Below are 24,238 nucleotides of genomic sequence, written 5' to 3' on the forward strand. Positions count from 1 at the left end.
CGTTCGCTCTTCTCGTAGCGACGGCCGCCCCCTCGGCGGCCCGCCCCTCACCATGTCACAGACAGAGTCCACAGCGGAGGCGGAGGCGGAAACGTCAATCCACCGGGAGTACGTCCTCGACGTTCGAATCGTCGAGTGCGCGGACGGCTACCGCGTCGACGCCCCCGGGAATCGCGAGGAGACGTTCGCGGACGCCGAGACGGCGGAGCTGTACGCGGACGTCTACTTCTGTACGAACGGCTTCGAGGAGGCGGGGACGGGCGAGCGCGGCGTCCCGCTGGACGTGCTCGGCGCGGGGCGCGCGGTGCTCGCCGCCTACCTCCTCACGCAGTACGGCGACGATCAGTGGGTCGCCTCCTTCTTCGGGAAGAAGCCCTACCGCGTCCGCGAGTACGTCTCGTGGGTCGAGGAGCGCGCGGCCGAGATCCGCGACGGCGCGCGCGAACGCGACGTCACGCCCGCTGACGCCTGAGGCTCCCCCCCCTCTTTCTCGCTCCCGTTCGACTGCCGTAACCGATTGGCCGCGCTCGGGTCGCTCCGCCGTCTTTCGACGCTCGAAACGCTCCGCAGCTACATACGGCCGTCCCGTCTCTTCACCCGTAGCCCGTCGACCACCCGCCGCGTCTCGGTTCCCGTCCGTACGGGTCCGTACGGGTACCATCCTCACTTCCGTCTCCGATACTTCACCACGCCGAACGTATCACTATTATAAGCAGTTATTCGGTGTGACGCGAACCACCGGACTGCATGGTCGACATCAGTCGCCGCAGTCTCATGGCCAGCTCGGTCGCGGCCGCGCTCGGAGCCAGCGTGGTCGGTAGTGGAGTCGTCAGCGCGGACGTCGACGAGTCCGACACGCCCGGGGCACCGAGCGTGAAGGGGTCGCTCAAGCGCTTCTCGAACACCGCGTTCGGCGCCGAGGTCACGGGCCCCTACGTCTTCGCCGACGGGACGCCGCTGTACAGCCTCCAGCACCCGAACACCGACAACACGGAGCCGTTCAACAAGGCCGGCGTCGGCTACGTCAGCGGCTTCAGCTTCGAGATGGCGGGGAGCAACGACGACTTCGAGGAGCTCTCCGCGCCGAACTCCGAGAAGAAACGGCGCAAAGTCCGCACCGCCGCCGGCGATTACACGATGCTCTTCAGCCAGGAGGAGTCCATCGGCGACGGCGACGAACAGCTCGGCGTCCCGCAGACGCCCGACGGCGAGAACATCGATAAGTACCCGGGGACGCGGTACTCCGAGGCGGGCTACACGCCGGACTGTAACCAGTTCATCCCCTCGAACGACGAGGGCACCGAGGGGCACCTCTTCACGAACTTCGAGGCGACACCGGGGAACGTCACGCGCGTCCCGGTCTCGAAGACCGACGACGGCGAGTGGACCGCGGACACCCAGAACGCCATCAACATGGCGAACACGGAGGCGCTCCGCTCGCTCGGCGGTACGATGATCAACTGCTACGGCGATCGCTCGCCGTGGGACACGATGGTCTCCGCCGAGGAGAACTACGCCCACCCCCGCGTCAACTTCACGCACACGGTCGGGGACATCGTCGAGGCCGAGAGCGGCAAGGGCCTCATCGGCGGCTGTCAGTTCTGGAACCGACCCAGCCCGACCGCGATCCAGAGCGCCGTGAACGACTACTACGACGACGAGGCGTGGACCCTGCAGGGCTACTGGGCGCTCGCCGGCGTCGAACTCCTCGCCTACTCGCTCGGCGCCGCGCCGACCGACACGACGGGCGTCGATACGGAGACCTCCGACACCTACGGCGGAAGCGAGGTCGCCGACGGCGCGGAGAACAACGTGGAGCCCATCACGGACGAGGAGTACCCGAACCCGTATCGCTACGGCTACTTCGTCGACTACCGCGACCCCCACGCGGAGACCCCCGATCCCATCAAGTACTACGTCATCGGGCGGGCCGCCTGGGAGTGTCCGGACTTCCAGAACGACCTCAAGACCGTCTACGGCTGCTCCGACGGCGACAGCAAGGGCATCTACAAGTTCGTCGCCGACGAGGAGATCCCGAGCTACGCCGATCCGATGGACGTCGAGGGCACGCTCTACGCGCCGAAGATCACGAACGACGCCGCGAGCGCTGCCGACTCCGGTACGCGCGCGTCCCCGGCCGACGTCGACCTCGAGGTCGAGTGGATCCCGATCGGTCACGCCTCCAACGCGGAGATCGAGTCATGGATCGCGGAGTACGACGACGTCACGCAGGAGGACTACCTCACGACCCACACCGACTACGACGAGGCCGAACTCGGTCAGGACGTCGCCTACAGCGACGCCATCGAGGAGGCCGACAGGGAGGTCATCGCGAACGGCAACCAGAACTACATCACGAACGAGGAGATCGTCGAGTGGGCGCGCCAGTACGAGGAGCGCGGCTACGACGGCGTCGACGAGGACCTGCGCCGCGTGCCATTCCTCGAACTCCGCGCGGCCGCGAAGGAGATCGGCGCCTCCATCGAGTTCAACAAGGCCGAGGGCGTCGACAGCGCCGACGACGCCGGCCCCGGCGACTACGTCTACTTCGGCATCTCCGAGTTCAACGACGACATGGCGGACGACACGGGCGACCTCCAGATGGACCGCGTCGACGGCGGCGTCGTCTATCGCGGCGAACTCGACACCCACTACGACATCAGTCGCCTCGAACCCGTCATCGTCGGCCCGGACTTCACCGACGGCCCGCAGGCCGCGAACGACGCGCTCCGGAACGTCGACAACGTGAACGTGATGGACGACGGCCGCGTCCTCTGCTGTGAGGACGGCTTCAACGAGTCCAAACGCTCCTACCCGAACGACTGCCTCTGGGTCTACCAGCCGAACCCGACGGTCGCCGCCGGCTCCGCCGCCGTCGCGCAGGGCGACTCCGTCACCGTCGACGTTCGCGCGAAGCACATCCCGGACGGCATCGCCGGCGGGACGTTCTCCGTCTCCGTCGCCGACCCCGACGTCGCCCAGATCACGAGCGCGAGCTACCCCGATGCGGCCGGTCTCACCAAGGCCCCGCAGGTCGCCGACGACGGCTCGACGGCCGCCTTCGAGTTCGCGGACGTGCAGGAGGCGATGCAGGCCGACGGCGTCGAGTTCACGCTCGCGACCCTCACGCTCTCCGGCGTCCGCGGCGGCGCGACCGGCCTCGACGTGCAGGCCGCGCTCGATGACGACGCGGGCAACGACATCGCGGTCGAGACCCGCTCCGGGATCGCGCTCACCGGTCCGGCGAGCGTCGCCCCCAGCGGCGCCCCGCCGAGCGACCCGGACGGCGACGGGCTGTTCGAGGACGTCAACGGCAACGGTCGCGTCGACTACGACGACGTCGTCCTCTTCTTCCAGCGCATGGACTCGAAGAGCATCTCCTCGAACACGCGGAGCTTCGATTTCAACGGCAACGAGCGCCTCGACTACGCCGACATCGTACAGCTCTACCAGGAGACTGGGGCCGGCGCGTGACCCGACGGCACGCATAAGACATGAGTCCGAACACCACGCGACGCACCCGGCGCCTGCTCGCGCTCGCCCTGTTCGTCGTCGTCGCTGCGCCGATCGCCGCCGGGGCCGGCCACGCGGCGACCGCCGACACCGCGGACGCGCCTACCGTCAGCGTCACCGACGTGGACGTCGCGTCGGACGGCACGGCGACGGCGACCGTCGTCCTGTCGTCGGCGCCGCAGGGTCTCGCCGGCTTCGCCGTCGACGTCTCGGTCGAGGGGTCGGCCGCGCGCATCACGAACGCGAGCTACCCCGAGACGTACGGGCTGACGAGCGAGCCGGCGCTCTCCGACGACGGCCGACAGGTCCGCCTCGAAGCCGCGGACCTGAACGAGCGCGTCCAGCCGGGCGCCTCCGACGTCGTCCTCGGCACGGTCGAGCTCACCGGCGTCAGCGCGGGCTCCGCCGAACTGAGCGCCGAGCCGCTGCAGTTCGACGCCGACGGCGGCGGGCCCGTCGAGCCCGACACGGCGGTCGGCACGGTCACCGTGACGTCCGGGACGCCCGACGACGGCTCGTCGTCCACGCAACGCACGAGCGCGGCCGTCGAGTCGCCGGACGCCGATTCGGCCTCCGCGTCGGGGCTCCCGGCGCTCCAGACGATCGCGGGCGCGCTCGTCGCGCTCGTCGTCGTCGCGCTCCTCGCGGTCGTGGCCGTGCGACGACGCCGCTGACGACTCCCCCCGGTCTCCCGCCGTCTCCTTTTGCGTACCTCTCGACACGCACAGCGGATACGACGGGCGCGTGACGGACGATCCCACGTCCGCTTCTCCCCTCTTCCACCTACCTGCCGTCTCTCCGTTTCGTTCTCCCTCCCTCTCTCACTCCGCCGCGTCCCACCCCGTCCGCACCCCGTAGCGCTCCCTCCCGCGCTCGTAGGCGCCCCAGAACGGGTCGTTCGACGGTTCGTCGAGCTCCGCACCGTCCATCTCGACGCCCCCACCCTCCCGCACGTCGCCGACCGCGGCCGCCCGGACCCCCTCGTCGGCGAGCGCGTCCAGCACGTCGTCCACCCCGTCCGGGCGCACGCTCACGAGCACCGTTCCCTCGCTCGACGCCGTCCACGGGTCGACGCCGAAGGCGTCGCAGACTTCGCGGACGCCCTCGCCCACGGGGAAGCGCTCGCGCTCGGCGGCGAGTCGCACCCCGGACGCCGCGGCGAGCTCGTGTAGGGCGTTGTCGACGCCGCGCTCGGTCGCGTCGTGCATCGCCGTCACCGGCCCCGCCGCGGCGGCGGTGAGCGCGTCCCGAACGGGACTCGCCTCGCGGAAGCGCGCCGTCCCCGCGTCGACGGTCCCGGAATCGAGGTCGAGCGCGTCGCCGTAGAGCACGCTCAGGATCCCCGTCGTCTCGATTGCCGGCCCCTTCGTGCAGACGAGTCGGTCGCCCGGCGTCGCGCCCGTCGGCAGCACGAGGTCGTCCGGGTCGCCGACCGCGAGCGCGGTCGCCGCGCCGACCGTCGGCCACGCGCAGCCCGCGTAGGTCCCCGTGTGGCCCGTCGCGATCGAGATCCCGAGTTCGCGCGCCTCGCGGTCGAAGACCTCCCAGAGCGTCCCGAACGCCGCCTTCGTCGTGTCCGGCGGGAGGTTCAGATCGATACTGAGGTGGCTCGGCGGGATACCGGAGAGGGCGGCGTCGCTCACGGCGACGTGGAAGGCGAACCACGCCGCGCGCTCGGCGCCGAGTTCACGCAGGACGAAGACGGGGTCGGTCGCGAGCGCTACGACGTGAGACCCGACGTCCACGACGCCGAAGTCCGCGCCGTGCGTCGGGCCGAGGCGGACGTCCGCCCGGTCGGCGCCGAGGCGCGGGTAGATGTGCTCCGCGAAGAACGCGCCGTCCACCTTTCCCGGATCCATACCGGACGGGGCGGTGCCCGGGCGGTTAGCGTCTGCGCTTCCCGCGCCCGCACCGACGACGGGGGCGCGTCGCCCGCGCCGCTACTCCTCGGGCAGCGCGTCGCGCTCGATCGTCGTCCCCGCGCCGCGGAGCGCCGACCGGATCGGCTCGTCGGCGTTCGCGTCCGCGACGACGACGGAGGGCGCGCCGCCGCGCAGGGCCTCCTCCGCGGCCATCACCTTCCGCTTCATGAACCCCTCCGCGGCCGTCCGCAGTCCGTCGTACTCGTCGGGCGTCGTCACGCGATCGATGAGCGTCTCGGGATCGTCGGGGTCGCGGTAGACGCCGCGGGTGTCGGTGAGGAGGACGAGGTCGGCGTCGAGCGCGCCCGCCACCGCCGCCGCCGAGCGGTCCGCGTCGCTGTTGACCGGGGTGTAAGAGCCGTCGTCCTCGACGCCGAGCATCGGGACCGACGCGACCGGCGTGTAGCCGCCGTCGAGCAATCGTTCGAGGAGGTCGTCGTTCACGTCCTCGATGGTCCCGGAGTGATCGCCGCGCTTGATCTTCTTTTTTCCATTTTCGACGACGCGCACCGCGGACTTCCGCGGGCCCGTCAGGAGGCCGCCGTCGACGCCGGAGAGACCGACGGCGTCCACCCCCTGATTCTGCAGGCCGGCGACGAGGTCGGTGTTCACGACGCCCGGCATCGCCATCTTGAACGCCTCCATCGTCGCCTCGTCGGTGAAGCGTCCGACGACGCCGCCCGGCGTCTCCACGTACTCCGGTTCGATGCCGAGGCGCTCCAGCGTCTCGTCGACCATCGTCGACCCGCCGTGGACGACGACGACGTCCTCGCCCTCCTCTCGCAGGGCGGCGACGTCCGCGAGCGCGCCCTCGGGGTCGACGGCCCTCGCGCCGCCGATCTTGACGACGACCGTCACGCGAACCACCCCCCGTGGTTCGCGTGGCCCAGTCGGACCGTCGGTCCAACGCTGGTCGCGCGAGACGCGTTCGCGGCGAGCGTGGCCCAGCCAGAGCGCGCTCTGGCGTTGGTCGCGCGAGACGCCGCCGGCGTTGAGTGTGACGTCGTCGAACGCCGGTCGACGGCCGTCATGCGGCGCTCACCCCCGGTTTCGTCTCAAGCCAGTCGACGATCCGCGCGGGGACATCCACCTCGGGCACGGCGTCGTTCAGCGCCTTGAACTCGCAGGTCGCGTTCACCTCGTGGACGGTGTATCCGTCTCCCGTCTCCATCAGGTCGACGCCGAGGAGGCCGCCGCCGACCGCGTCGCTCGCTCGCGCGACGAGAGCCGCGATCTCGTCGTCGATCGCGAAGGCCGTCGCCTCGCCGCCGCGTGCGGCGTTCGTGATCCAGTGCTCGGAGGAGCGCGTCATCGCCGCGATGGGCTCGCCGTCCGCCGCCACGACCCGGATGTCGCGATCGGGTTTCGGGACGAACTCCTGGACGTAGAAGACCGAGTGCTCGTAGCTCCCGAGGGTCTGTTTGTGTTCGAGGATCGCCTCGGCGGCGTCGCGCGTGTCGATCTTCGCCATCAGCCGCCCCCACGATCCCGTCACGGGCTTCAGCACGCAGGGATAGCCGAAGGCCTCGATGACGTCGAGGGCGCTCTCGACGTCGAAGGCGACCTCCGTGCGGGGCGTCGGGACGCCCGCGTCGGCGAGCGCGATACTCCCGCGGACCTTGTCCGCGCACGTCGAGGTCGGCTCCGAGCCGTTCACGACGGGGAGGTCGTAATGCTCGCAGAACCGACTCACGTAGCGCACCCGCGAGGACTCCTGGCACCGGTTCAACACGAGGTCGAGGTCGTCGAACTCGTCGGGTCGATCGCCGATGGCGAAACGCGGCTCGCGGACGTCGATCTTCGCCACGTCGTGGCCGCGCTCGCGGAGCGTCTCGAGCAGGAGGGTCTCGTCCTTCCGGATCCGCGAGTAGCAGAAACCCAGCCGCATCTACTCGCCCCAGTCCTCGTCGAGTTCGGGGGCGAGGTCGAGCGTCACCGGGTCCTCGCCCGTCACTTCGAGCTCCGCACCGCACGTCCCGCAGTCGACGATTTCGCCCGTTTCGACCGATTCCGACAGCTCCAGTTCCGAACCGCATTCGGGGCACTCCGACATACGCCCGCGTTCGCGGACCGGCTACTTAGGTCTGCGCCTCGCCGTTTCACACCGTGTCCGCCCCCGCGCGACCCCGACCCGCCGGCGGGGGGACGCTTTTCCCCCTCGGTCGCCGAGTGCGTGGCGTGTCCGATACGCCCGACGCGCTCGCCGATCCCGCGCCCGCCGTCGCCGCCGCGTTCGTCCGCGACGCGCGCGATCGCGGGGCCTTCTGTACCCTCCTCGGCCGCTGTCACGTCGCCTACGACGGACGGACGCGTTCGCACGCCGGTCCCGCCGATCGACTCGTCGCGCTCAAGCCCGACCGCACGCTCCTCGTGCACGCCGCCGACGGCCCGACGCCGCAGAACCGCCTCGCCGCCGACGCCCTCGACGTGACGCACGAGGACGGGACCGTCCGCCTCGTCGCCACGCGCGAGTCGCCCGCGGAGGAGCTCGTCGTGACCTTCGAGCGCGTCGCCCGCGCGAGCGCGATGTCCGCGGAGAAGCGCGACGCCGACGTCGAGGTGTCCGGGACCGAGGCGGACCTCAAGGAGCGCGTCCTCGCCGCCCCCGAGCTCGTCGAGGACGGCTTCAGCGCGCTCGCGGCCGAGCGCGACACGCCCGCCGGCCCCGTCGACGTCTTCGGACGCGACCGAGCCGGGAACCCGGTCGCCGTCGAACTGAAGGCCGTCCGCGCCGGCCCGGACGCCGCGAGCCAACTCGCCAGATACGTCGACGCCCTCGAACGCGACCTGCACGCGGACGCCGACGTCCGGGGGATCCTCGTCGCGCCCTCCTGTACGCCCCGAACGCGGCGCGTGCTCGCCCGCGACGGCCACGAGTTCGTGAGCCTCGCGCCGTCGCGGGACGACTGATGCGTATAGGTGACGCGGAATCGGCATCGGCCAAACCCTTCCGGTCCGTTATGGTGTCCACGGCTGTGCGATGAGGTGTGGCTTCACACGAGTACACGATCGACGCGGAGTGGGATCGCCAGTACGTCGACGGTGAGTGGCGGCCGTCGGCCGACGGCGAGACGCTGACCGTCGAGAACCCCGCGACCCGAGCGACGATCGCCGAGGTCCCGGCGGGGACGGAAGCGGACGTCGACGCGGCGTACGAGGCCGCGGCGGACGCGCAGTCGGCGTGGGCGGCGACGCCGATCGAGGAGCGCCGCGAGCTCGTCGCGGACGCCCTCGAACGCATCCGCGAGGAGTCGACGGCGATCGCGACGCTCCTCGCCGCGGAGAGCGGGAGCCCGCGCGCGAAAGCGCGGACCGAGGTCGGGCTCGCGACCGGTGACTTCGAGAACGCCCTCGACCTCGAACCGCCGGGCGAGGAGGTGCGGGACGCCACCTTCGTCGAGGGCAAAGCGAACCACGTCGTCTCGGAGCCGGTCGGCGTCGTCGGCATCATCTCGCCGTGGAACTACCCCATCCACCTCACGACGCGCGCGCTCGCCCCCGCGCTCGTCCTCGGGAACACCGTCGTCGTCAAGCCCGCCTCCGATACGCCGATCACGGGCGGCCTCCTGCTCGCGAAGATCGCGGACGAGGTCGGCATCCCGGACGGCGTCGTCAACGTCGTCACCGGCCACGGCTCTGAGATCGGCGACCGGATGGCCGGCCATCCGATCCCGCGAACCGTCTCGTTCACCGGCTCGACCGCCGTCGGGCGGCGCGTCGCCTCGCAAGCCGCCGAGACGATCGCCCTCCCCGCGCTCGAACTCGGGGGCAACGGTCCGAACGTCGTCACGGCCGATGCAGACGTGGCGCAGGCCGCGCGCGCCGGTGCCGTCGGCTCCTTCACCCACCAGGGCCAGGTCTGCATCTCGATCAACCGCCACGTGGTCCACGAGGACGTCTACGACGAGTACGTCGAGCGCCTCGTCGAGCACGCGGAGTCGCTCTCCCTCGGTAACCCCGCGGAGAGCGACGCCGACCTCGGCCCGATCGTCAACGAGGGTCAGCGCGACGAGATCCTCGACTACGTCGAGCGAACCGTCGAGGCCGGCGCGACGCTCGAAACCGGCGGCGAGGCCGACGGCCTGTTCGTCGAGCCGACCGTCCTCTCCGGCGTGACGAACGAGATGGCCGCGGCGTGCAACGAGCACTTCGGTCCCGTCGCGCCCGTCATCCCCGTCTCCTCGACCGAGGAGGCGATCGAGATCGCCAACGACACCGAGTACGGCCTCGCCGCCGCCGTGCAGGCCGGCGACGAGGAGACCGGTCGGTCCATCGCGGACCGGATCGACGCGGGGATGGTCCACGTCAACGACCACCCGGTCTACGACGATCCGAAGGCGCCCTTCGGGGGCATGAAACAGTCCGGCCTCGGCCGCTACAACGGCGAGTGGGTGATGGACGAACTCCTCGAAACGAAGTGGATCTCCGTCCAACACGAGGAGCGCGACTACGACCTCCTCTGACGCCCCTACTGTAGCTCGCGCTGGAGCCTGTTCAGCGTCGTCAGCGCCTGAATGGGCGTCATCTCCGCGAGGTTCAGCGCCGCCAGCTCGTCGAGCACCACGCTGTCGGCGTCGGCGCTCCCGCCGTCCGCGGTGGCGCTCGCGTCCGCCCCCGCGGCGTCGATCGCGTCCTTCGACGCCCCCTGTTCCCCTCCTTCTCCCGCGTCCTTCCCGCCCGCGTCCTCCGCGCGCTCGGCGACGACATCGCGCGCCCGCTCGACGACCCCGGGCGGGACGCCGGCCTGCTCGGCCACCTCGATGCCGTACGAGGCGCTCGCCGCGCCCTCGGCGACCTCGTGGACGAACGTCACGTCGTCGCCGTCGCGCGCCGCGCGGAAGTGGAGGTTGCGCGCGCCGTCGAGCGCCTCGGCGACCACCGTGAGGTCGTGGTGGTGCGTGGCGAACAGCGTGTACGCCCCCACCTCGTCGTGCAGACGCTCCGTGACGGCCTGCGCGATCGCGTAGCCGTCCGCGGTGCTCGTCCCGCGGCCCACCTCGTCGAGGACGACGAGCGAGTCCGCGGTCGCGTCGCGGAGGATGTCCGCGAGCTCCGTCATCTCGACCATGAACGTCGAGCGGCCGCCCGCGATGTCGTCGCTCGCGCCGACGCGCGTGAACACCCGATCGACGAGGGGGACGCGTGCTCGGCGCGCGGGCACGAAACTCCCGAGCTGGGCGAGCACCGCGACGAGCGCCGCCTGCCGCATGTAGGTGCTCTTCCCGCTCATGTTCGGGCCCGTCACGACCGCGAGCGGCGACTCGCGCGTGAGCGTCAGATCGTTCGGAACGAACGACTCTTCGGTCCGCTCGACGACCGGGTGGCGCCCGCCCTCGATCTCGAAGCCGTCCGCGCCGACCGTCGGCCGACAGTAGTCGTACTGGGCCGCGACCGCCGCGAGCGAGCAGAGCGCGTCCACCGTCGCGAGGGCGTCCGCGACCCGCTGGACGCGCTCGGCGGCTTCGCCGACCTCCCGGCGCACCTCGCGGAAGAGATCGAGCTCGCGGTCGTCCGCGCGCGCCGACGCGTTCATGATCTCCTCCTCGCGCTCTTTCAGCTCCGGCGTGACGAAGCGCTCCGAGTTCTTCAGCGTCTGTCGGCGCTCGTAGTTCTCGGGGACCGCATCGAGGTTCGGGTTCGTCACCTCGATGTAGTAGCCGTGGACGGAGTTGTGTCCGACCTTCAGCGAGTCGACGCCGGTGCGCTCGCGCTCCTGTGCTTCGAGGTCGTCGATCCACTGTTCGCCCGCGCGACGCGTCTCGCGCAGCTCGTCGAGCGTCTCGTCGTAGCCGTCCGCGATGATGCCGCCCTCGGTCAGTTCGCGCTCGGGGTTCTCGCGGATCGCGTTCCCGATGAGCCCGCGGACGTCGTCGAGGCCGTCGAGTCGCGCGCGGAGGTCGCGGAGGCGCTCGCTCTCGACCTCCGCCAGCGTCGCCCGGATCTCGGGGACGACGTCGAGCGTCGCCTTCAGCGAGCGGAGGTCGCGGGCGTCCGCGCGGCGGCGCGAGACCTTCGAGATGAGCCGTTCGAGGTCGTACACGTCCGCGAGATCCGTCCCGAGCGCGTCGCGCGTGAGCGGGTCCGCGACGAGCTCCTCGACGGCGTCGTGGCGCGCCTCGATCCGATCCGCGTCGACGAGCGGGCGGCGGAGCCAGTCCTTCAGCCGGCGGCCGCCGAGCGCGCACGCCGTCTCGTCGAGGACGTCGATCAACGCCGCCCCCTCGCTCCCGTGGACGCTCCGGCGCTCGAAGAGTTCGAGCGAGCGCAGCGCCACGCCGTCGAGCACCATGTACTCGCGGGGGTCGTAGCGCGTCAGATGCGTGAGGTAGTCGAGGCGGTCGCCCGCGCCGTCGCCCTCGCCGCCGCGGGTGTACTCCGCGTACGCGAGCAGCGCGCCGCAGGCCCGCACCTCCGCCTCGCCGCCGAGGTGGGCGTCCGGCGATCCGAAGTAGTCCGCGACGCGTCCGCGCGCGGCGTCGTCCGCGAACGCCGCGGGATCGTACGCCGTGACCATGCAGTCGTCGGCGAAACACTCGCCGTCCGCGTCGGGCCCGACGATGGCCTCCGCGGGGTCGAAGCGCGCGATCTCGTCGCGCACCGTCGCCGCGGCGTCCGGGCCCGTCGCCACGAAGTCCCCCGTCGAGACGTCGAGGAAGGCGAGGCCGTATCCCTCGTCGCCCCGCGTCAGGCTGGCGACGAAGTTGTTGTCGTCGGAGCGCAGGAGCTCGGTCTCCGTCAGCGTCCCCGGCGTCACGACGCGCGTCACGGAGCGCTCGACGATCCCGCTCGCCTCGTCCGGGTCCTCGACCTGATCCGCGACCGCGACGCGATAGCCCGCCTCCAAGAGCCCCTCGATGTAGGAGGCGGCGCTGTCGATCGGGATGCCCGCCATCGGGTAGGAGCCCGTCGAGTCCTCGCGTTTCGTCAGCGTGATCTCGAGGATCCGCGCCGCCGTCTCCGCCGCCTCGCAGAAGAGCTCGTAGAAGTCCCCGACCTGAAAGAGCACGAGCGAGTCGTCGTACTCGTCGCAGAGGTCGTGATACTGGGCCATCATCGGCGTCAGCTCCTCGCGGTGATCGGCCATCGCCGCCGGCGGTCCCAGTGCCGCGTCCATACCCGTATCCAGCGCGCCGGTTCGGAAATACCCGTCGCGTCGGGCCCCGCGCGGTCCGGCCCCGCCGGGACCACGCGTCCCGAACGCCCTCAGCGACACCGTCGCGCGGCTACCCGCCGTCCGTGCCGGTGCCGCCGGCTTCTTTCCGCCTCGGCGCGTTCGTCCCCCATGGCCGAGACAATCACCGTCTTCTCCGATTACGTCTGTCCGTTCTGCTACCTCGGACGGCGCTCGCTCGACGAGTACCAGGAGAGCCGCGACGAGGCCCTCGAGATCGACTGGCACCCCTTCGACCTGCGCTCGAATCAGCGGAACGACGAGGGGGAGGTCGTCCGCGAGAGCGGGCACGACGACGAGTATTACGAGCAGGCCCGCGAGAACGTCGAACGCCTCCGCGAGGAGTACGGCGCGGACGAGATGGCGACGACGTTCGCGGGCGACGACGTCGACTCCCTCGACGCGCAGATCGCCTCCTACCACGTGCGAGAGACCGAAGAGTACGAGACGTGGCTCGACTTCGACCGCGCGCTCTTCGCGGCGCTCTGGGAGGACGAGCGCGACATCGGCGACGTCGACGTGCTCGCGGCCGTCGCGGACGAGGTCGGCATCGACGCCGAGGCGGTCCGCGAGGCGGTGGCTGACAACGACCTGCGCGAGACGGTCCGGACGAAGTTCGGCGAGGCCCACGAGATGGGGATCACGGGCGTCCCGACGTTCGCCTACGACGGGTACGCGGCGCGGGGCGCGGTCCCGCCCGAGCAGCTCCGCCGACTCGTCGAAGGCGAGTAACGACCCGACCCCCAGTATCCTTTCCACGACGGCTGCCGTCCGTTTCGAGCGTCCACGCCTCCCGTCACGAGGGCCGATCCACACATCCGCGAACGCCATACGGGAACTATTGTTTTCTCTACGAAAAATACTGGCCTCCATAGATGAAGTTTGGGTGGCGTATCGAAAGCGATCGGTATGTTTATGCTCATAACGCGTGTGCAATCGCGTACAAGATGACTTGGTCAAACCAGGAGTGGTGGCCCGAGATGCTGCGACTGGACATCCTCGACGACAACGCCGCGGAGCTCGATCCGTACGGCGACGACTTCGACTACGCCGAGGCGTTCGACTCCCTCGATCTCGACGAGGTGAAGTCGGACATTCAGGAGGTGATGATGGACTCGCAGGAGTGGTGGCCCGCCGACTACGGCAACTACGGTCCGCTGTTCATCCGGATGGCGTGGCACAGCGCCGGCACCTATCGCACCCTCGACGGCCGCGCGGGTGCGGCCGGCGCCCGCCAGCGCCTCCCGCCGGAGAGCAGCTGGCCGGACAACGTCAACCTCGATAAGGCCCGCCGCCTGCTCCAGCCGGTCAAGCAGAAGTACGGCCGGAAGCTCTCGTGGGGCGACCTCATCATCCTCGCGGGGAACGTCGCCCTCGAGACGATGGGCTTCGAGACGTACGGCTTCGGCGGCGGTCGCGAGGACGCGTACAAGTCCAACGAGGCCATCGAGTGGGGCCCCGAGACCGAGTGGGAGACGACGTCGCCCGACCGCTTCGAGGACGGCGAGGTCGGGAACCTCAAGGACCCGCTCGCCAACACCGTCATGGGTCTCATCTACGTGAACCCCGAGGGCCCCTACGGCGAGCCCGACGTCGATGGCTCCGCCGCGAACATCCGCGAGGAGTTCGACCGCATGGCGATGGACGACGAGGAGACGGTCGCCCTCATCGCCGGCGGGCACACCTTCGGGAAGGTCCACGGCGCCGACGACGAGACCGAAGTCGGTCCCGAGCCCGACGCCGCGCCCATCGAGGATCAGGGTCTCGGCTGGGACCACGACTTCGAGAAGGCCGGCATGATCACGAGCGGCATCGAGGGACCGTGGAACGCCACGCCGACCGTGTGGGACACGGGCTACGTCGACAACCTCCTCGAATACGAGTGGGAGCCCCACAAGGGCCCCGGCGGCGCGTGGCAGTGGCGGCCGGCCACCGAGGAGGAGCGCGAGGACATCGAGAAGGCCCCGGCCGCCCAGGACTTCGACGAGTCCGAGGAGCCGATGATGCTGACCACGGACGTCGCCCTGAAGCGCGACGACGACTACCGCGCGATCCTCGAGGACTTCCAGGAGAACCCCGATCACTTCCAGCAGGCGTTCGCCCGCGCGTGGTACAAGCTGATCCACCGCGACATGGGTCCGAAGCAGCGCCTCGCCGGCCCCGAGGTGCCCGAGGAGGAGTTCGTCTGGCAGGACCCGATCCCGGAGGCCGACTACGAGACCGTCGGCGCCGAGGAGGTCGCCGAGCTCGAAGCCGCGATCCGCGACGCCGACCTCTCGCGCACCGACCTCGTCAAGACCGCGTGGGCGTCCGCCTCGACGTACCGCGACAGCGACAAGCGCGGCGGCGCGAACGGCGCGCGCGTCCGCCTCGAACCCCAGAAGAACTGGGAGGCCAACGAGCCCGAGACGCTCGCCGACGTCCTCGACACCTACGAGGAGATCCAGGCCGACTTCAACGAGTCGCGTGACGACGACGTCCGCGTCTCCCTCGCGGACCTGATCGTCCTCGGCGGTAACGTCGGCGTCGAGGACGCGGCCGCGGACGCCGGCTACGACGTGGACGTTCCCTTCGAACCGGGCCGGACGGACGCCAGCGCCGAGCAGACCGACGCCGACTCCTTCGAGCCGCTGAAGCCGAAGGCCGACGGCTTCCGCAACTACATCGGCGACGGCGACTGGAACGACCTCTACGACTCCCTCGAGGAGCGCATGGTCGACAAGGCCGACCTCCTCACCCTCTCCGTCGCGGAGCTGACCGTGCTCGTCGGCGGGATGCGCGCGATCGGCGCGACCTACGACGACACCGATCGCGGCGTCCTCACCGACGATCCCGGCGCGCTCACGAACGACTTCTTCGCCAACCTGCTCGACATGGACTACGAGTGGGAGGCCGTCGACGACGACGAGGAGGTCTTCGAGGGCTACGACCGCGCGAGCGGCGAGAAGGTGTGGGAGGCCACCCGCTTCGACCTCGTCTTCGGCGCCAACGCCCGCCTCCGCGCGCACGCCGACGTCTACGCGGCCGAGGACGGCGAGGAGAAGCTCGTCGAGGACTTCGTCGAGGCCTGGCACAAGGTCATGACGCTCGACCGCTTCGACCTCGAATAACGCCGCACACCGCGACCACACGCCACCCCTGATCGACCGGGTCGGCCGTCGATGGGGCCGACCCCCACTCTTTCCCCTGCGCTCTCTCCGTCGAGCCGCGACGCGTTCACCGCCGGCTCGCGGCAACTTTTTTCACTCTCACGGCGATACCGTCGTCCATTCCGGGTCATGACCGACTCCTCGCTCGCGCGCGTCGAGGCGGGGCTCGAAACCGCCGCCGAGCGTGTCGGCGTCGGGCGGTTCTGTCGGCCCGCGCGCGCCGTCCGCCTCTTCGAGTTCGGCGCCGTCGGTTCCTCCGGCGCGATCCTGAACGTCCTCCTCCTCCTCGCGCTGCTCGGCGACGCCCCGTACGTCGTCTCGGCCTTCGTCGCCTTCTTCGGCGCCGCGACGTGGACGTTCGCGCTCAACAGCCGCTACACCTTCGCGGCGACCGATCGCCTCCGGCGACGCTTCGTCCGCTACCTCGGCGTCTGCACGTTCGGGTACGTCGTCTACACGGCCGTTCTCACCGTCGGCCTACAGTGGCTCGCCGTCCCGCAGTGGCTCGCGTCGCTCTCCGCCGTCACCGGCGGTGGGCTCTGCAACTACGTCGGGTGCGAGTGGTACGCGTTGACGTCGTAGGGGAACGGTTTTTCGCTCCGCGAGCCACGGGTCCCGTATGGGACTACAGGACTACTGGGGGATCGGCCCGAAGACCGCCGCGCTCCTCACGGAGTCGCTCGGCGAGACGGCGGCGATCCGAGCCGTCGAGTCCGCGGACGTCGGTGCGCTCGTCGAGGCGGGCGTCCCCGCGGGGCGCGCCACGCGGATCCTCCGACGCGCCACCGACGACGGCGACGCGGACGTCTTCGCGACCGACGACGCGCGCGACGTTTACAACCGCGTGCTCGACGCCGCGACGGCGCACGCGCTCACCGATCGCGCCCGCGATCGCATCCGCGTGCTCGCGCCGCTCGACACGCACGCGGCCGCCGAGCGCCGCCTCGACGAGATCGACGCCGCGATCGAGACGTGGCGCGGGCTGAGCGACGCCGAGCGCGAGGCCGCCGTCGACGCCTTCGCGGAGCACGAGAGCCGCGATGCGGGCGACCGGGCGGCCGTCGAGACCGCGCTCGCGCTCATCGAGGCCGGCCTCACCACCGGCACCTTCGCCGCGTTCGCCGACCTCGACGCCGACGCGCTGCGCGACGCCGCGGCCGCGCTCCGCGCACGCGACGGCGACGACGGCGTTCGAGAGGGATACGACGACCGCCTCGACGCCCTCCGCGAGCAGGCCGCCGCCGTCGAGCGCCTCGCGACCGACACCGTCGCGGTCCTCGACGACGTCCGCTCGGGCGACCTCCGGGGTCCCGACGCCTTCCGCGAGGCGGTCATCGAGCACGTCGTCGACGCGACGGGCGTCGAGGCCGCGGCCGTCCGCGAGCACGCCGCGACGGAGGCGAGCGACGCCGCCGACTTCGTGAGCACGACGCTGCGCTCGCTCGCCGACGCGCGCCGCGAGGCCGCCGCCGAGCGCGAAGCCACGGTCCGCGCCGACCTCGACGCGGCCATCGACGAGGCCGAAGCGGACGTCGAGGCGGCCGCGGACGCCGTGCCGGACGCCGCCTTCGCCTGCTCGCTCGCGCGCTTCGCCATCGCCTACGACCTGACGCGACCCGAGTACACCGAGGACGCGGCGCTCGCGGTCGTCGGCGCGCGAAACCTCGACCTGCTCACCGAGGGCGTCGCGGTCCAGCCCGTGTCGTACGCGCTCGGCGCGCACGACACCGTCGGAGCGGACGGGGCCGGTGCCGACGGCGACGCATCCCAGTACTTCGCCGGACTGCCGTCCGGCGACCGCGTGAGCGTGCTCACGGGCGCGAACTCCGGCGGGAAGACGACGCTCCTCGAAACCCTCGCGGAGGTGGCGACGCTCGCGTCGCTCGGTCTGCCCGTGCCCGCCGAGCACGCCCTCGTCGGCGACTTCGATCGCCTCGTCTTCCACCGCCGCCACGCGAGTTTCAACGCCGGCGTGCTGGAGACGACGCTGCGCTCCGTCGTCCCGCCGCTCGCCGCCGAGGGACGAACCCTCATGCTCGTCGACGAGTTCGAGGCGATCACCGAACCCGGGAGCGCCGCCGACCTCCTGCACGGCCTCGTCTCGCTCACCGCCGAGCGCGACGCCCTCGGCGTCTACGTCACCCACCTCGCGGACGACCTCGACCCGCTCCCCGGCGTCGCGCGGATCGACGGCATCTTCGCCGAGGGGCTCGCGGACGACCTCGCGCTCGAAGTCGACTACCAGCCCCGATTCGGCGTCGTCGGGCGCTCGACGCCGGAGTTCATCGTCGAGCGCCTCGTGGCGAACGCCGACGACGCCGACCGTGAGGCGTTCGGCACCCTCCGCGACGCGCTCGCGGCCGCCGACGACGCCGACGACTAGCCCGGGCGAGCGCTTACGGTCCGCGCGCCCGACGGGTGTCGCATGGTCGAAGCCACGTTCCTCGCGCTCGCGGGCGCGCTCTGTCTCTTCTTCCTCGTCTGTAGCGCGTTCTTCTCGTCCGCCGAGATCGCCGCGTTCTCCCTGCAGTGGCACCGCATCCAGTCGCTCGCCGCCGGCGGCGACCCGCGCGCCGGCGCCCTCCGCGACCTCCGCGAGGACCCGAACCGACTGCTCGTCACGATCCTCGTCGGCAACAACGTCGTCAACGTCGCCTTCTCGACGGTGATCGCCACGCTCACCATCGCGCTCCTCCCCCCGGGCCCCGCGATCGTCGCCGCGACCGTCGTCACGAGCGTGCTCGTCCTCCTCTTCGGCGAGGTCGCCCCGAAGGCCTACGGCGTCGCGCACGCCGAATCGTGGGCGCTCGCCGTCGCCCGTCCCGTCGCGGTCCTCGAACGCGCGCTCTCGCCCGTCGTCTGGGCGTTCGACGTCGCCTCCGACGCTCTCACGTCACTCCTCGGGGCCACGGACGCCGTCCCGCCGTACGTCACCCGCGAGGAGATCCGCGCGCTCCTCGTCACGGGCGCACAACTCGGCGTCGTCAACGCCGACGAACGCGAGATGGTCCACGCCGTCCTGGACCTCGAACAGACCGCGGTCGAGGAGGTGATGTCGCCCCGCGAGGCCGTCGTCGCCGTCCCGGCGAGCGCCACCCCCGCGGACGTCCGCGACGCCTGTCTCGCCGCCGACGTCGCCGCCGTCCCCGTCTACGGCGACGACCTCGACGACGTGCGCGGCGTCGTCTCGCTCGCGGACGCCGAACGCGCCGTCGGTACCGACGCGTCGCTCGACGCGATCACCGCGGCCGTCACCCGCGCCCGCGAGTCGTGGACGGTCGACGACCTGCTCACCGAACTCCGGGAGACCGGCGCGTCGCTCGCCGTCGTCACCGACTCGCAGAACCGGACGGTGGGCGTCGTCACGCGCTCTGACGTGGCCGACGAGGTCGTCTGGCGGGGACGCTGAGACGCGGGCGCGGTCGCTCCTCGACGCGCGAAAAACGGAAAAGCGGGAGAAACTGCGACTCGCGGCGTTACTTCTTACGCTGCGTGCCGCCGCTCTTCGAGGGGCGGGTCTTCTCGGTGCCCTTCCCGCGCTTGCGGAGACCGCGGCCCTTGCGGCCGGCGGAGGTGAGCCCGCGGAACGCGCGGTTCTCCTGGCTGTTGTTTGCGATCCAACCGAGATCGTCGTCGTTCTGGATCGCGGGGTGCTCCGGGTCGAGGAGGATGACTTCGAACCACTTCTGCGAGCCGTCCTCACCCACCCAGTAGGAGTTGAGCACGCGGAGGTTGCGGTACTTCCGGGAGGCGCGCTCCTCGGAGATGCGCTGGAGGTTCTTCGCGCGACCGATGCGGTTGACGCCCTGGCGCTTCGAGCGACGACCGGCCTTGTGGCGCTGCTGGCGCGCCGTCCCCTTGCGGACGGAGACGCGCGCGACGACGACGCCCTGCTTGGCCTTGTAGCCGAGCTCGCGCGCCTTGTCGAGGCGCGTCGGTCGCTCGACGCGCTCGATGGCGCCCTGCTCGCGCCACTCCTGCTTTCGTTGCCACTGCAGCTCGGCGAGCTTCCCCTCGCCGGGCTGCTTCCACGCGTCCTTGATGTGGGAGTAGAAGCTTCGTGCCATAGTGTGTCCGCGGGCGCTTGCGATTCAGTGCGCGGTGCGCACCACATTTCGTCCCGTCGCGGCGATGCCGCGGCGGGTGCCCGTCGGGCCCGCGCCGACGAGTTAGTGGCTCTTCCCCCGTGACGGGGTTAAGGCCTTCGGAAACGGCTGCGAGGACCGAGCGAACGCCGTCCTCGCGACGATGAAACGCAGGGGAAGGAGAGCGTACAGCGAGGACCGGGTCGCGGCTGAACGACCCGGGGAGGCCTCCGGGGCCGATCGAGCGTCGATCAGCTCGCGGGCCCCACCACGGCGACGCTACCACGACGCGCCGTCGTCCATGTGTATGCCACGAACGAGCCTCCATCCGATCCGTCGGGCCACGGGTATATACCGGTTTTTCGAGATCGTGCCGGAGTTCGGTCCGAATCGGACCCAAATTCGACCGGAATGTCCCGCGCTACTCGGGGTACTCCCGCACCGTCTCGAAGTCGTCGGCGGCGACCGCGTCGGCGACGGCCTCGGCGTCCGTCTCGGGCGTCGGGTTCGGATACTTCCGGCGGAAGTAAGCGACGATGTTGCGGACGTCCCGTCCCAGGAACTCCCGGGCGTTCTCGTGGTCCGTCGGGACGGACTGGGGCCAATCGAAGAGCAACACGCCGTCCTCGCGGACGAAGACGTTGTACTCGCTGATGTCCGCGTGGACGTACCCCTCGTCGTACGCGTTGGCGATCTCCCGGAGGATCAGATCGAGGACGCCGACGACCTGCTCGTCTTCGAGTTTCGCGCGGTTGAGCTCGACGCCATCGATCTTCTCCATCACGATCGCGTGGCGGTTCTGGTCGATCGGACGCGGGACGCTCACGTCCGGGTAGAGGGCGTGGAGCGCCTCGTGCTCGCGCTCGGCGGCCTTCCTCGCGGTGTAAAACCACGAGACGTGATCGTTGTCGCTCGTGTAGTCGCGCTCTTTTTGCACCTCGCGGAAGTTCGTGTACCCCTCGCGGTGGAACTTGAGCGCGAGCGGCTTGTACGACTCCACCTCGAAGACGTCGCTCTCCTTGCCGACGCCGAGGGGCGCGCCGAACCCGGAGACGGTCTCGCGCTCGGCGAAGGCCTTCAGCGCGAGGACGTCGTACCCCTCGAAGGTGAGTCGGAACCCCTCGTACTGGATCGTCTGGCGTTCGACCAGCCCGCGGTCTTCCACCCTATCGAGGCGGTAGTCGACCTCCTCGGCGGTGAGGCGCGCGAAGTCCGGGAGCTTCTCGCGGGCCACCCACTCCGAGAAGCGCATCCCGTGTTCGACGCCCGAGAGGAGGTTGAAATCCTCCTGTTCGAGCGCCGCGACGTCCTCGGCGACGTTCCGTACCATCTCTCCTCGGGTAGGTCGGCACGCGATAAAAGCCCCGCGACACCCCCCGAGACGCCGCCGGTCGTCAGGTCGTCCCGTAGCGTTCGACGTACCGCGAGGTCTGTTCGGCGAGGCGTTCGAGCACGACCCCGTCCGCTTCGTCGAACGCCCCCTCGTCGTCCGCGACGCAGAGCATCCCGACGCGTTCGCCGCCGGCGATCACCGGCGCGCCCGCGTAACGGCCGAGGTCCGGGGCGACGCGCGCACCCCGATCCGAGACCGCGGCGTCGTCGACGATCAGCGCACCGTCACCGGTGATGCCGTGCGCGCAGATCGCGCGCCCGCGCTCACGGTCGGGGAGGTCGACGCCCTCGGCGGTGAGGAACGTCTCGTGGCGCTCGTCGACCAGCCCGATGAACCCCGCGCGGGCGTCGAGGCACTCGCGCGCCGTCGTCGTCATCCCGCCGAGGTGCGCGCGGAGCGTCGGATCGTCGAAGTCGCGGGCGCTGAGGGCGCGGAGGCGCGCGCGCTCGCCCGCCGGGACCGGGAAGTCGCGCCACTCCTCCTCGACGGCGCGCCGGAGCGTTCGGGCGGCCGTGCCGGCGTCGGCGTCCGCGTCGGCCACCACGCAGACCGCGTCGCTCGCGCGGATCAGCCCCGCGAGCGCCTCACTGCGCGCGACGTCCTCCCCGGCGAGTATCGCGTCCGCGTCCGCCGCCGCTCCCGCGGCGTCGCCGATCCGCCGGTGCGAGACGGTGACGCCGTCGGCGTCCCCCACCCCCGATCCGGCGTGCTCCGTCGCGTCACCCGTCACGCGGACGACCCTGAGTGCCCCCTCGTCGCTCACGACCGAGACTCCGCGAGCGTCGCTTGATAACCTATCGGCCGTCCCGGCGTACGCCCCCGCGTCAATACCACTAGTTATATTATGACGGGGAATTATTCTCAGAGTACATCATGACGGACGACGAGATCGGAACGACGCACATCGGTAGCCTCCCCCGACCGCCCGAACTCCTCGAGCTCCTGACCGCGAAACAGGACGGCGAGGACGTCGACGCCGAGGAGTGGGAGCGCGCGACGACCGAGGCGACGCACGACGTCGTCCAGCGGCAACTCGACGTCGGCCTCGACTCGATCAACAACGGCGAGCAGCCCCGCGTCTCGTTCAACTGGTACGTCCAGAACCGTCTCAGCGGGATCGAGGGAACGCGCGAGACGGAGCTCTGGGCCGACCTCCAGGACTACCCGGAGTACGCGGACGAGACGTTCAAGACGGACGTCATCGACCTCTCCGAGCAGCCGGTCGTCACCGGCCCCATCGAGTACACGGGCTACGAGGAGGCCCGAGCGGAGATCCAGGGCTTCCGCGACGCGCTCTCGGACCTCGACGCGACCGCGGAGGACACCTTCATGACCGCCGCGTCGCCGAGCGTCGTCACCTCGACGCACGTCAACGACTACTACGACGCCTACGACGACTACCTCGCGGACGTCGCCGACGCGATGCAGGAGGAGTACGAGCTCGTCGCGGACGCGGGCTTCACCCTCCAGATCGACGCCCCCGAGCTGCTCACGGCCGGGCAGACCGAGGCCTTCCGGGACGCGTCCATCGAGGACATCAAGAGCGCGACCCGCCGCCACGTCGAGGCGCTCAACGACGCCCTCGAAAACGTCCCCGCAGAGCAGGTCCGCCTCCACACCTGCTGGGGGAGCTACGAGGGACCGGGCCACCTCGACATCGACCTCGTCGACATGTTGCCGGTCATCTACGAGGCGGACATCACGGGGCTGAGCGTCGAACAGGCGAACCCGCGTCACCAACACGAGTATCGCGCGTTCGCCGACGAGCCGATCCCGGACGGCTGGACGCTCATTCCCGGCGTCGTCGACGTGAAGACGAACATCATCGACCACCCGGAGACGATCGCGGACCGTATCGAGCGCGTGGCGAACGCCGCCCCGGACGACACGCCGATCGTCGCCGCACCGGACTGCGGGTTCGGCACACAGGCCGGCCTCGGCATGGTCAGCCCCGAGATCGCGTGGGCGAAACTCGAAGCGCTCGTCAAGGGCGCCGAGATCGCCACCGAGCGACTCGTCTAGACCGACTCACGAGCCCCTTTCTCCTGCGCGGTCCCTACGCGTCGTCGTCCGTGTACTGATCGTAGAGGACGCTCCCGAGGCTGGTGGCGTCCCGGACTTCGGTCGTGTCGTCGCGCGCCGTGGCCCCGCCGACGACACCCGCGTCCTCCATCTCGCTGACGCGCTGCTCGATCTCGGCCTGCACGTCGCTCAACAGCGCGTCCGGGACGTCCGTGACGTCGTCCGGTTCGTCGAGCGACGCCTCGCGGACGACGCGCCACTCCCTGGCCGTCGGGTCGTAGTCGACGGCGCGCAGGCCGCTCTTCGTGACGAAGACGATCGCGGTGATCAACTGCGTCTCGCGCTCCGGGTAGTGAAAGGCGTTCACGGGGCGAACGTCGACGAACCGACCGGAGGCCGAAAGCGCCATCACCTCGTCGTGGGAGAGCGGGCGCGACGGCAGCGACTCGAAAGCCATACGCGCACGTGGGTCTCGACCCTGAAGCGTCGTTCGAAAACCGGCCGCGACGCGAAGGTTCAAGCCCCGTCGGTCCGCGCCACGAGGCATGAGCAGTCCGCTCGACACGACGGTTCGCGTCGGTGAGATCCGCGCCGCCGAACGCTTCGAGGAGGCCCGCAAACCAGAGCTGTTCAAACTGGAGATCGACCTCGGCGACGAGATCAGACACTCCGCCGCGCAGCTCGGCTACAACCACGACCCCGACGCGGTCGTCGGGCGACAGGTGCTCTGCGCGATCGACCTCGGCACCGTGAACATCGCGGGCTTCGAGTCCGACGCGCTCACGCTCGGCGTCCCGGACGACGAGGGCCACCCGGTGCTCGTCGCGCCCGACGAAGCCGTGCCGCTCGGCGGCGATCTCTACTGACGCGCAGAAGTGCTATGGGACGGGGGAGTCGCGCGGTCGGTATGAGTCTGAACAGTGACCGCGCGGCCGCACCTCACCCGTTCTTTAGGTTCGCCTAAAACAACAAAAGCGTTTCGG

At 70.5% G+C, this 24,238-nt stretch carries 21 protein-coding genes; 12 read left to right on the forward strand and 9 right to left on the reverse strand.

The window, feature by feature from the left end:
• Positions 1-52: 52 nt before the first annotated feature.
• The 3 genes from IEX91_RS05970 (at position 53) to IEX91_RS05980 (ending at position 4,187) form a co-directional block, all read left to right on the forward strand.
• On the forward strand, positions 53-472 hold the full coding sequence (locus IEX91_RS05970) for a hypothetical protein (protein WP_188877702.1): 420 nt from the start codon (positions 53-55) through the stop codon (positions 470-472).
• Positions 473-747: 275 nt separating this feature from the next.
• Positions 748-3,474: an alkaline phosphatase PhoX gene (locus tag IEX91_RS05975; protein WP_188877703.1), complete on the forward strand. Its 2,727-nt coding sequence runs from the start codon at positions 748-750 to the stop codon at positions 3,472-3,474.
• 20 nt (positions 3,475-3,494) lie between these two features.
• Positions 3,495-4,187 carry a hypothetical protein gene (locus IEX91_RS05980; protein WP_188877704.1) on the forward strand — a complete coding sequence of 231 codons (693 nt, stop codon included), beginning with the start codon at positions 3,495-3,497 and terminating at the stop codon, positions 4,185-4,187.
• A 147-nt stretch (positions 4,188-4,334) separates the two neighbouring features.
• Here the strand turns inward: IEX91_RS05980 and IEX91_RS05985 are convergent, their stop codons facing one another.
• From IEX91_RS05985 to lysW, 4 genes are all read right to left on the reverse strand, one after another.
• Entirely contained in the window at positions 4,335-5,372 is a 1,038-nt protein-coding gene (locus IEX91_RS05985) for an AIR synthase family protein (RefSeq protein ID WP_188877706.1), read from the reverse strand.
• 81 nt (positions 5,373-5,453) lie between these two features.
• A complete protein-coding gene (locus tag IEX91_RS05990) occupies positions 5,454-6,293 on the reverse strand; it encodes an acetylglutamate/acetylaminoadipate kinase (RefSeq protein ID WP_188877707.1) in 840 nt (279 codons plus the stop codon).
• Positions 6,294-6,462: 169 nt separating this feature from the next.
• On the reverse strand, positions 6,463-7,323 hold the full coding sequence (lysX, locus tag IEX91_RS05995; RefSeq protein ID WP_188877708.1) for a lysine biosynthesis protein LysX: 861 nt from the start codon (positions 7,321-7,323) through the stop codon (positions 6,463-6,465).
• Positions 7,324-7,488 carry a lysine biosynthesis protein LysW gene (gene lysW, locus IEX91_RS06000; protein ID WP_188877710.1) on the reverse strand — a complete coding sequence of 55 codons (165 nt, stop codon included), beginning with the start codon at positions 7,486-7,488 and terminating at the stop codon, positions 7,324-7,326.
• 125 nt (positions 7,489-7,613) lie between these two features.
• Between lysW and nucS the strand changes: the two genes are divergently transcribed.
• Together nucS and IEX91_RS06010 are read left to right on the forward strand one after the other, a co-directional pair.
• Positions 7,614-8,345, forward strand: coding sequence for an endonuclease NucS (gene nucS, locus IEX91_RS06005; protein WP_229772801.1), 732 nt, complete (start codon positions 7,614-7,616; stop codon positions 8,343-8,345).
• Between the two features lie 77 nt (positions 8,346-8,422).
• Positions 8,423-9,898: an aldehyde dehydrogenase family protein gene (locus IEX91_RS06010; RefSeq protein WP_188877712.1), complete on the forward strand. Its 1,476-nt coding sequence runs from the start codon at positions 8,423-8,425 to the stop codon at positions 9,896-9,898.
• Between the two features lie 5 nt (positions 9,899-9,903).
• On the opposite strand, the gene mutS is transcribed toward IEX91_RS06010, so the two are convergent.
• A complete protein-coding gene (gene mutS, locus IEX91_RS06015) occupies positions 9,904-12,549 on the reverse strand; it encodes a DNA mismatch repair protein MutS (RefSeq protein WP_188877713.1) in 2,646 nt (881 codons plus the stop codon).
• A gap of 168 nt (positions 12,550-12,717) precedes the next feature.
• Here mutS and IEX91_RS06020 point away from each other — a divergent pair, with 168 nt between their 5' ends.
• The 5 genes from IEX91_RS06020 to IEX91_RS06040 all read left to right on the forward strand — a co-directional run bounded on the left by IEX91_RS06020 (position 12,718) and on the right by IEX91_RS06040 (position 19,164).
• Positions 12,718-13,338, forward strand: a complete 621-nt coding sequence (locus IEX91_RS06020; protein WP_188877714.1) for a DsbA family oxidoreductase — start codon at positions 12,718-12,720, stop codon at positions 13,336-13,338.
• A 215-nt stretch (positions 13,339-13,553) separates the two neighbouring features.
• Positions 13,554-15,716: a catalase/peroxidase HPI gene (katG, locus tag IEX91_RS06025; RefSeq protein ID WP_188877715.1), complete on the forward strand. Its 2,163-nt coding sequence runs from the start codon at positions 13,554-13,556 to the stop codon at positions 15,714-15,716.
• 168 nt (positions 15,717-15,884) lie between these two features.
• Positions 15,885-16,337 carry a GtrA family protein gene (locus IEX91_RS06030; RefSeq protein ID WP_188877716.1) on the forward strand — a complete coding sequence of 151 codons (453 nt, stop codon included), beginning with the start codon at positions 15,885-15,887 and terminating at the stop codon, positions 16,335-16,337.
• Between the two features lie 37 nt (positions 16,338-16,374).
• Positions 16,375-18,138, forward strand: coding sequence for a P-loop NTPase family protein (locus IEX91_RS06035; protein WP_188877718.1), 1,764 nt, complete (start codon positions 16,375-16,377; stop codon positions 18,136-18,138).
• 42 nt (positions 18,139-18,180) lie between these two features.
• On the forward strand, positions 18,181-19,164 hold the full coding sequence (locus IEX91_RS06040; protein WP_188877719.1) for a hemolysin family protein: 984 nt from the start codon (positions 18,181-18,183) through the stop codon (positions 19,162-19,164).
• Positions 19,165-19,231: 67 nt separating this feature from the next.
• Here IEX91_RS06040 and IEX91_RS06045 read toward each other — a convergent pair whose 3' ends face one another.
• The 3 genes from IEX91_RS06045 to IEX91_RS06055 all read right to left on the reverse strand — a co-directional run bounded on the left by IEX91_RS06045 (position 19,232) and on the right by IEX91_RS06055 (position 21,996).
• Complete coding sequence (locus tag IEX91_RS06045; protein WP_188877720.1) at positions 19,232-19,822, reverse strand: 50S ribosomal protein L15e; 591 nt, start codon at positions 19,820-19,822, stop codon at positions 19,232-19,234.
• 439 nt (positions 19,823-20,261) lie between these two features.
• Positions 20,262-21,170: a serine/threonine-protein kinase RIO2 gene (locus IEX91_RS06050; protein WP_188877721.1), complete on the reverse strand. Its 909-nt coding sequence runs from the start codon at positions 21,168-21,170 to the stop codon at positions 20,262-20,264.
• A 64-nt stretch (positions 21,171-21,234) separates the two neighbouring features.
• Positions 21,235-21,996 carry a GAF domain-containing protein gene (locus IEX91_RS06055; RefSeq protein ID WP_188877723.1) on the reverse strand — a complete coding sequence of 254 codons (762 nt, stop codon included), beginning with the start codon at positions 21,994-21,996 and terminating at the stop codon, positions 21,235-21,237.
• A 110-nt stretch (positions 21,997-22,106) separates the two neighbouring features.
• Here IEX91_RS06055 and IEX91_RS06060 point away from each other — a divergent pair, with 110 nt between their 5' ends.
• The gene (locus IEX91_RS06060; RefSeq protein WP_188877724.1) at positions 22,107-23,255 is read left to right on the forward strand and encodes a methionine synthase; all 1,149 of its coding nucleotides are present in this window, start codon (positions 22,107-22,109) and stop codon (positions 23,253-23,255) included.
• 34 nt (positions 23,256-23,289) lie between these two features.
• Here the strand turns inward: IEX91_RS06060 and IEX91_RS06065 are convergent, their stop codons facing one another.
• Positions 23,290-23,712 carry a hypothetical protein gene (locus IEX91_RS06065; protein ID WP_188877725.1) on the reverse strand — a complete coding sequence of 141 codons (423 nt, stop codon included), beginning with the start codon at positions 23,710-23,712 and terminating at the stop codon, positions 23,290-23,292.
• An 88-nt stretch (positions 23,713-23,800) separates the two neighbouring features.
• Between IEX91_RS06065 and IEX91_RS06070 the strand changes: the two genes are divergently transcribed.
• A complete protein-coding gene (locus IEX91_RS06070; RefSeq protein WP_188877726.1) occupies positions 23,801-24,121 on the forward strand; it encodes a tRNA-binding protein in 321 nt (106 codons plus the stop codon).
• Positions 24,122-24,238 lie beyond the last annotated feature (117 nt).

It is taken from the genome of Halarchaeum nitratireducens (assembly GCF_014647155.1).
Classification (GTDB): Archaea; Halobacteriota; Halobacteria; order Halobacteriales; family Halobacteriaceae; genus Halarchaeum; species Halarchaeum nitratireducens.

What these genes read in the sequence shown, in the direction of transcription:
- IEX91_RS06070 (WP_188877726.1), top strand. Translation starts at nt 23,801, where the DNA reads ATGAGCAGTCCGCTCGACACGACGGTTCGCGTCGGTGAGATCCGCGCC.
- katG (WP_188877715.1), top strand. Translation starts at nt 13,554, where the DNA reads ATGACTTGGTCAAACCAGGAGTGGTGGCCCGAGATGCTGCGACTGGAC.
- IEX91_RS06045 (WP_188877720.1), bottom strand. Translation starts at nt 19,822, where the DNA reads ATGGCACGAAGCTTCTACTCCCACATCAAGGACGCGTGGAAGCAGCCC.
- IEX91_RS05985 (WP_188877706.1), bottom strand. Translation starts at nt 5,372, where the DNA reads ATGGATCCGGGAAAGGTGGACGGCGCGTTCTTCGCGGAGCACATCTAC.
- lysW (WP_188877710.1), bottom strand. Translation starts at nt 7,488, where the DNA reads ATGTCGGAGTGCCCCGAATGCGGTTCGGAACTGGAGCTGTCGGAATCG.
- mutS (WP_188877713.1), bottom strand. Translation starts at nt 12,549, where the DNA reads ATGGACGCGGCACTGGGACCGCCGGCGGCGATGGCCGATCACCGCGAG.
- IEX91_RS06065 (WP_188877725.1), bottom strand. Translation starts at nt 23,712, where the DNA reads ATGGCTTTCGAGTCGCTGCCGTCGCGCCCGCTCTCCCACGACGAGGTG.
- IEX91_RS05980 (WP_188877704.1), top strand. Translation starts at nt 3,495, where the DNA reads ATGAGTCCGAACACCACGCGACGCACCCGGCGCCTGCTCGCGCTCGCC.
- IEX91_RS06060 (WP_188877724.1), top strand. Translation starts at nt 22,107, where the DNA reads ATGACGGACGACGAGATCGGAACGACGCACATCGGTAGCCTCCCCCGA.
- IEX91_RS06020 (WP_188877714.1), top strand. Translation starts at nt 12,718, where the DNA reads ATGGCCGAGACAATCACCGTCTTCTCCGATTACGTCTGTCCGTTCTGC.
- IEX91_RS06030 (WP_188877716.1), top strand. Translation starts at nt 15,885, where the DNA reads ATGACCGACTCCTCGCTCGCGCGCGTCGAGGCGGGGCTCGAAACCGCC.
- lysX (WP_188877708.1), bottom strand. Translation starts at nt 7,323, where the DNA reads ATGCGGCTGGGTTTCTGCTACTCGCGGATCCGGAAGGACGAGACCCTC.
- IEX91_RS06050 (WP_188877721.1), bottom strand. Translation starts at nt 21,170, where the DNA reads ATGGTACGGAACGTCGCCGAGGACGTCGCGGCGCTCGAACAGGAGGAT.
- IEX91_RS06040 (WP_188877719.1), top strand. Translation starts at nt 18,181, where the DNA reads ATGGTCGAAGCCACGTTCCTCGCGCTCGCGGGCGCGCTCTGTCTCTTC.
- IEX91_RS06035 (WP_188877718.1), top strand. Translation starts at nt 16,375, where the DNA reads ATGGGACTACAGGACTACTGGGGGATCGGCCCGAAGACCGCCGCGCTC.
- IEX91_RS05975 (WP_188877703.1), top strand. Translation starts at nt 748, where the DNA reads ATGGTCGACATCAGTCGCCGCAGTCTCATGGCCAGCTCGGTCGCGGCC.
- IEX91_RS05970 (WP_188877702.1), top strand. Translation starts at nt 53, where the DNA reads ATGTCACAGACAGAGTCCACAGCGGAGGCGGAGGCGGAAACGTCAATC.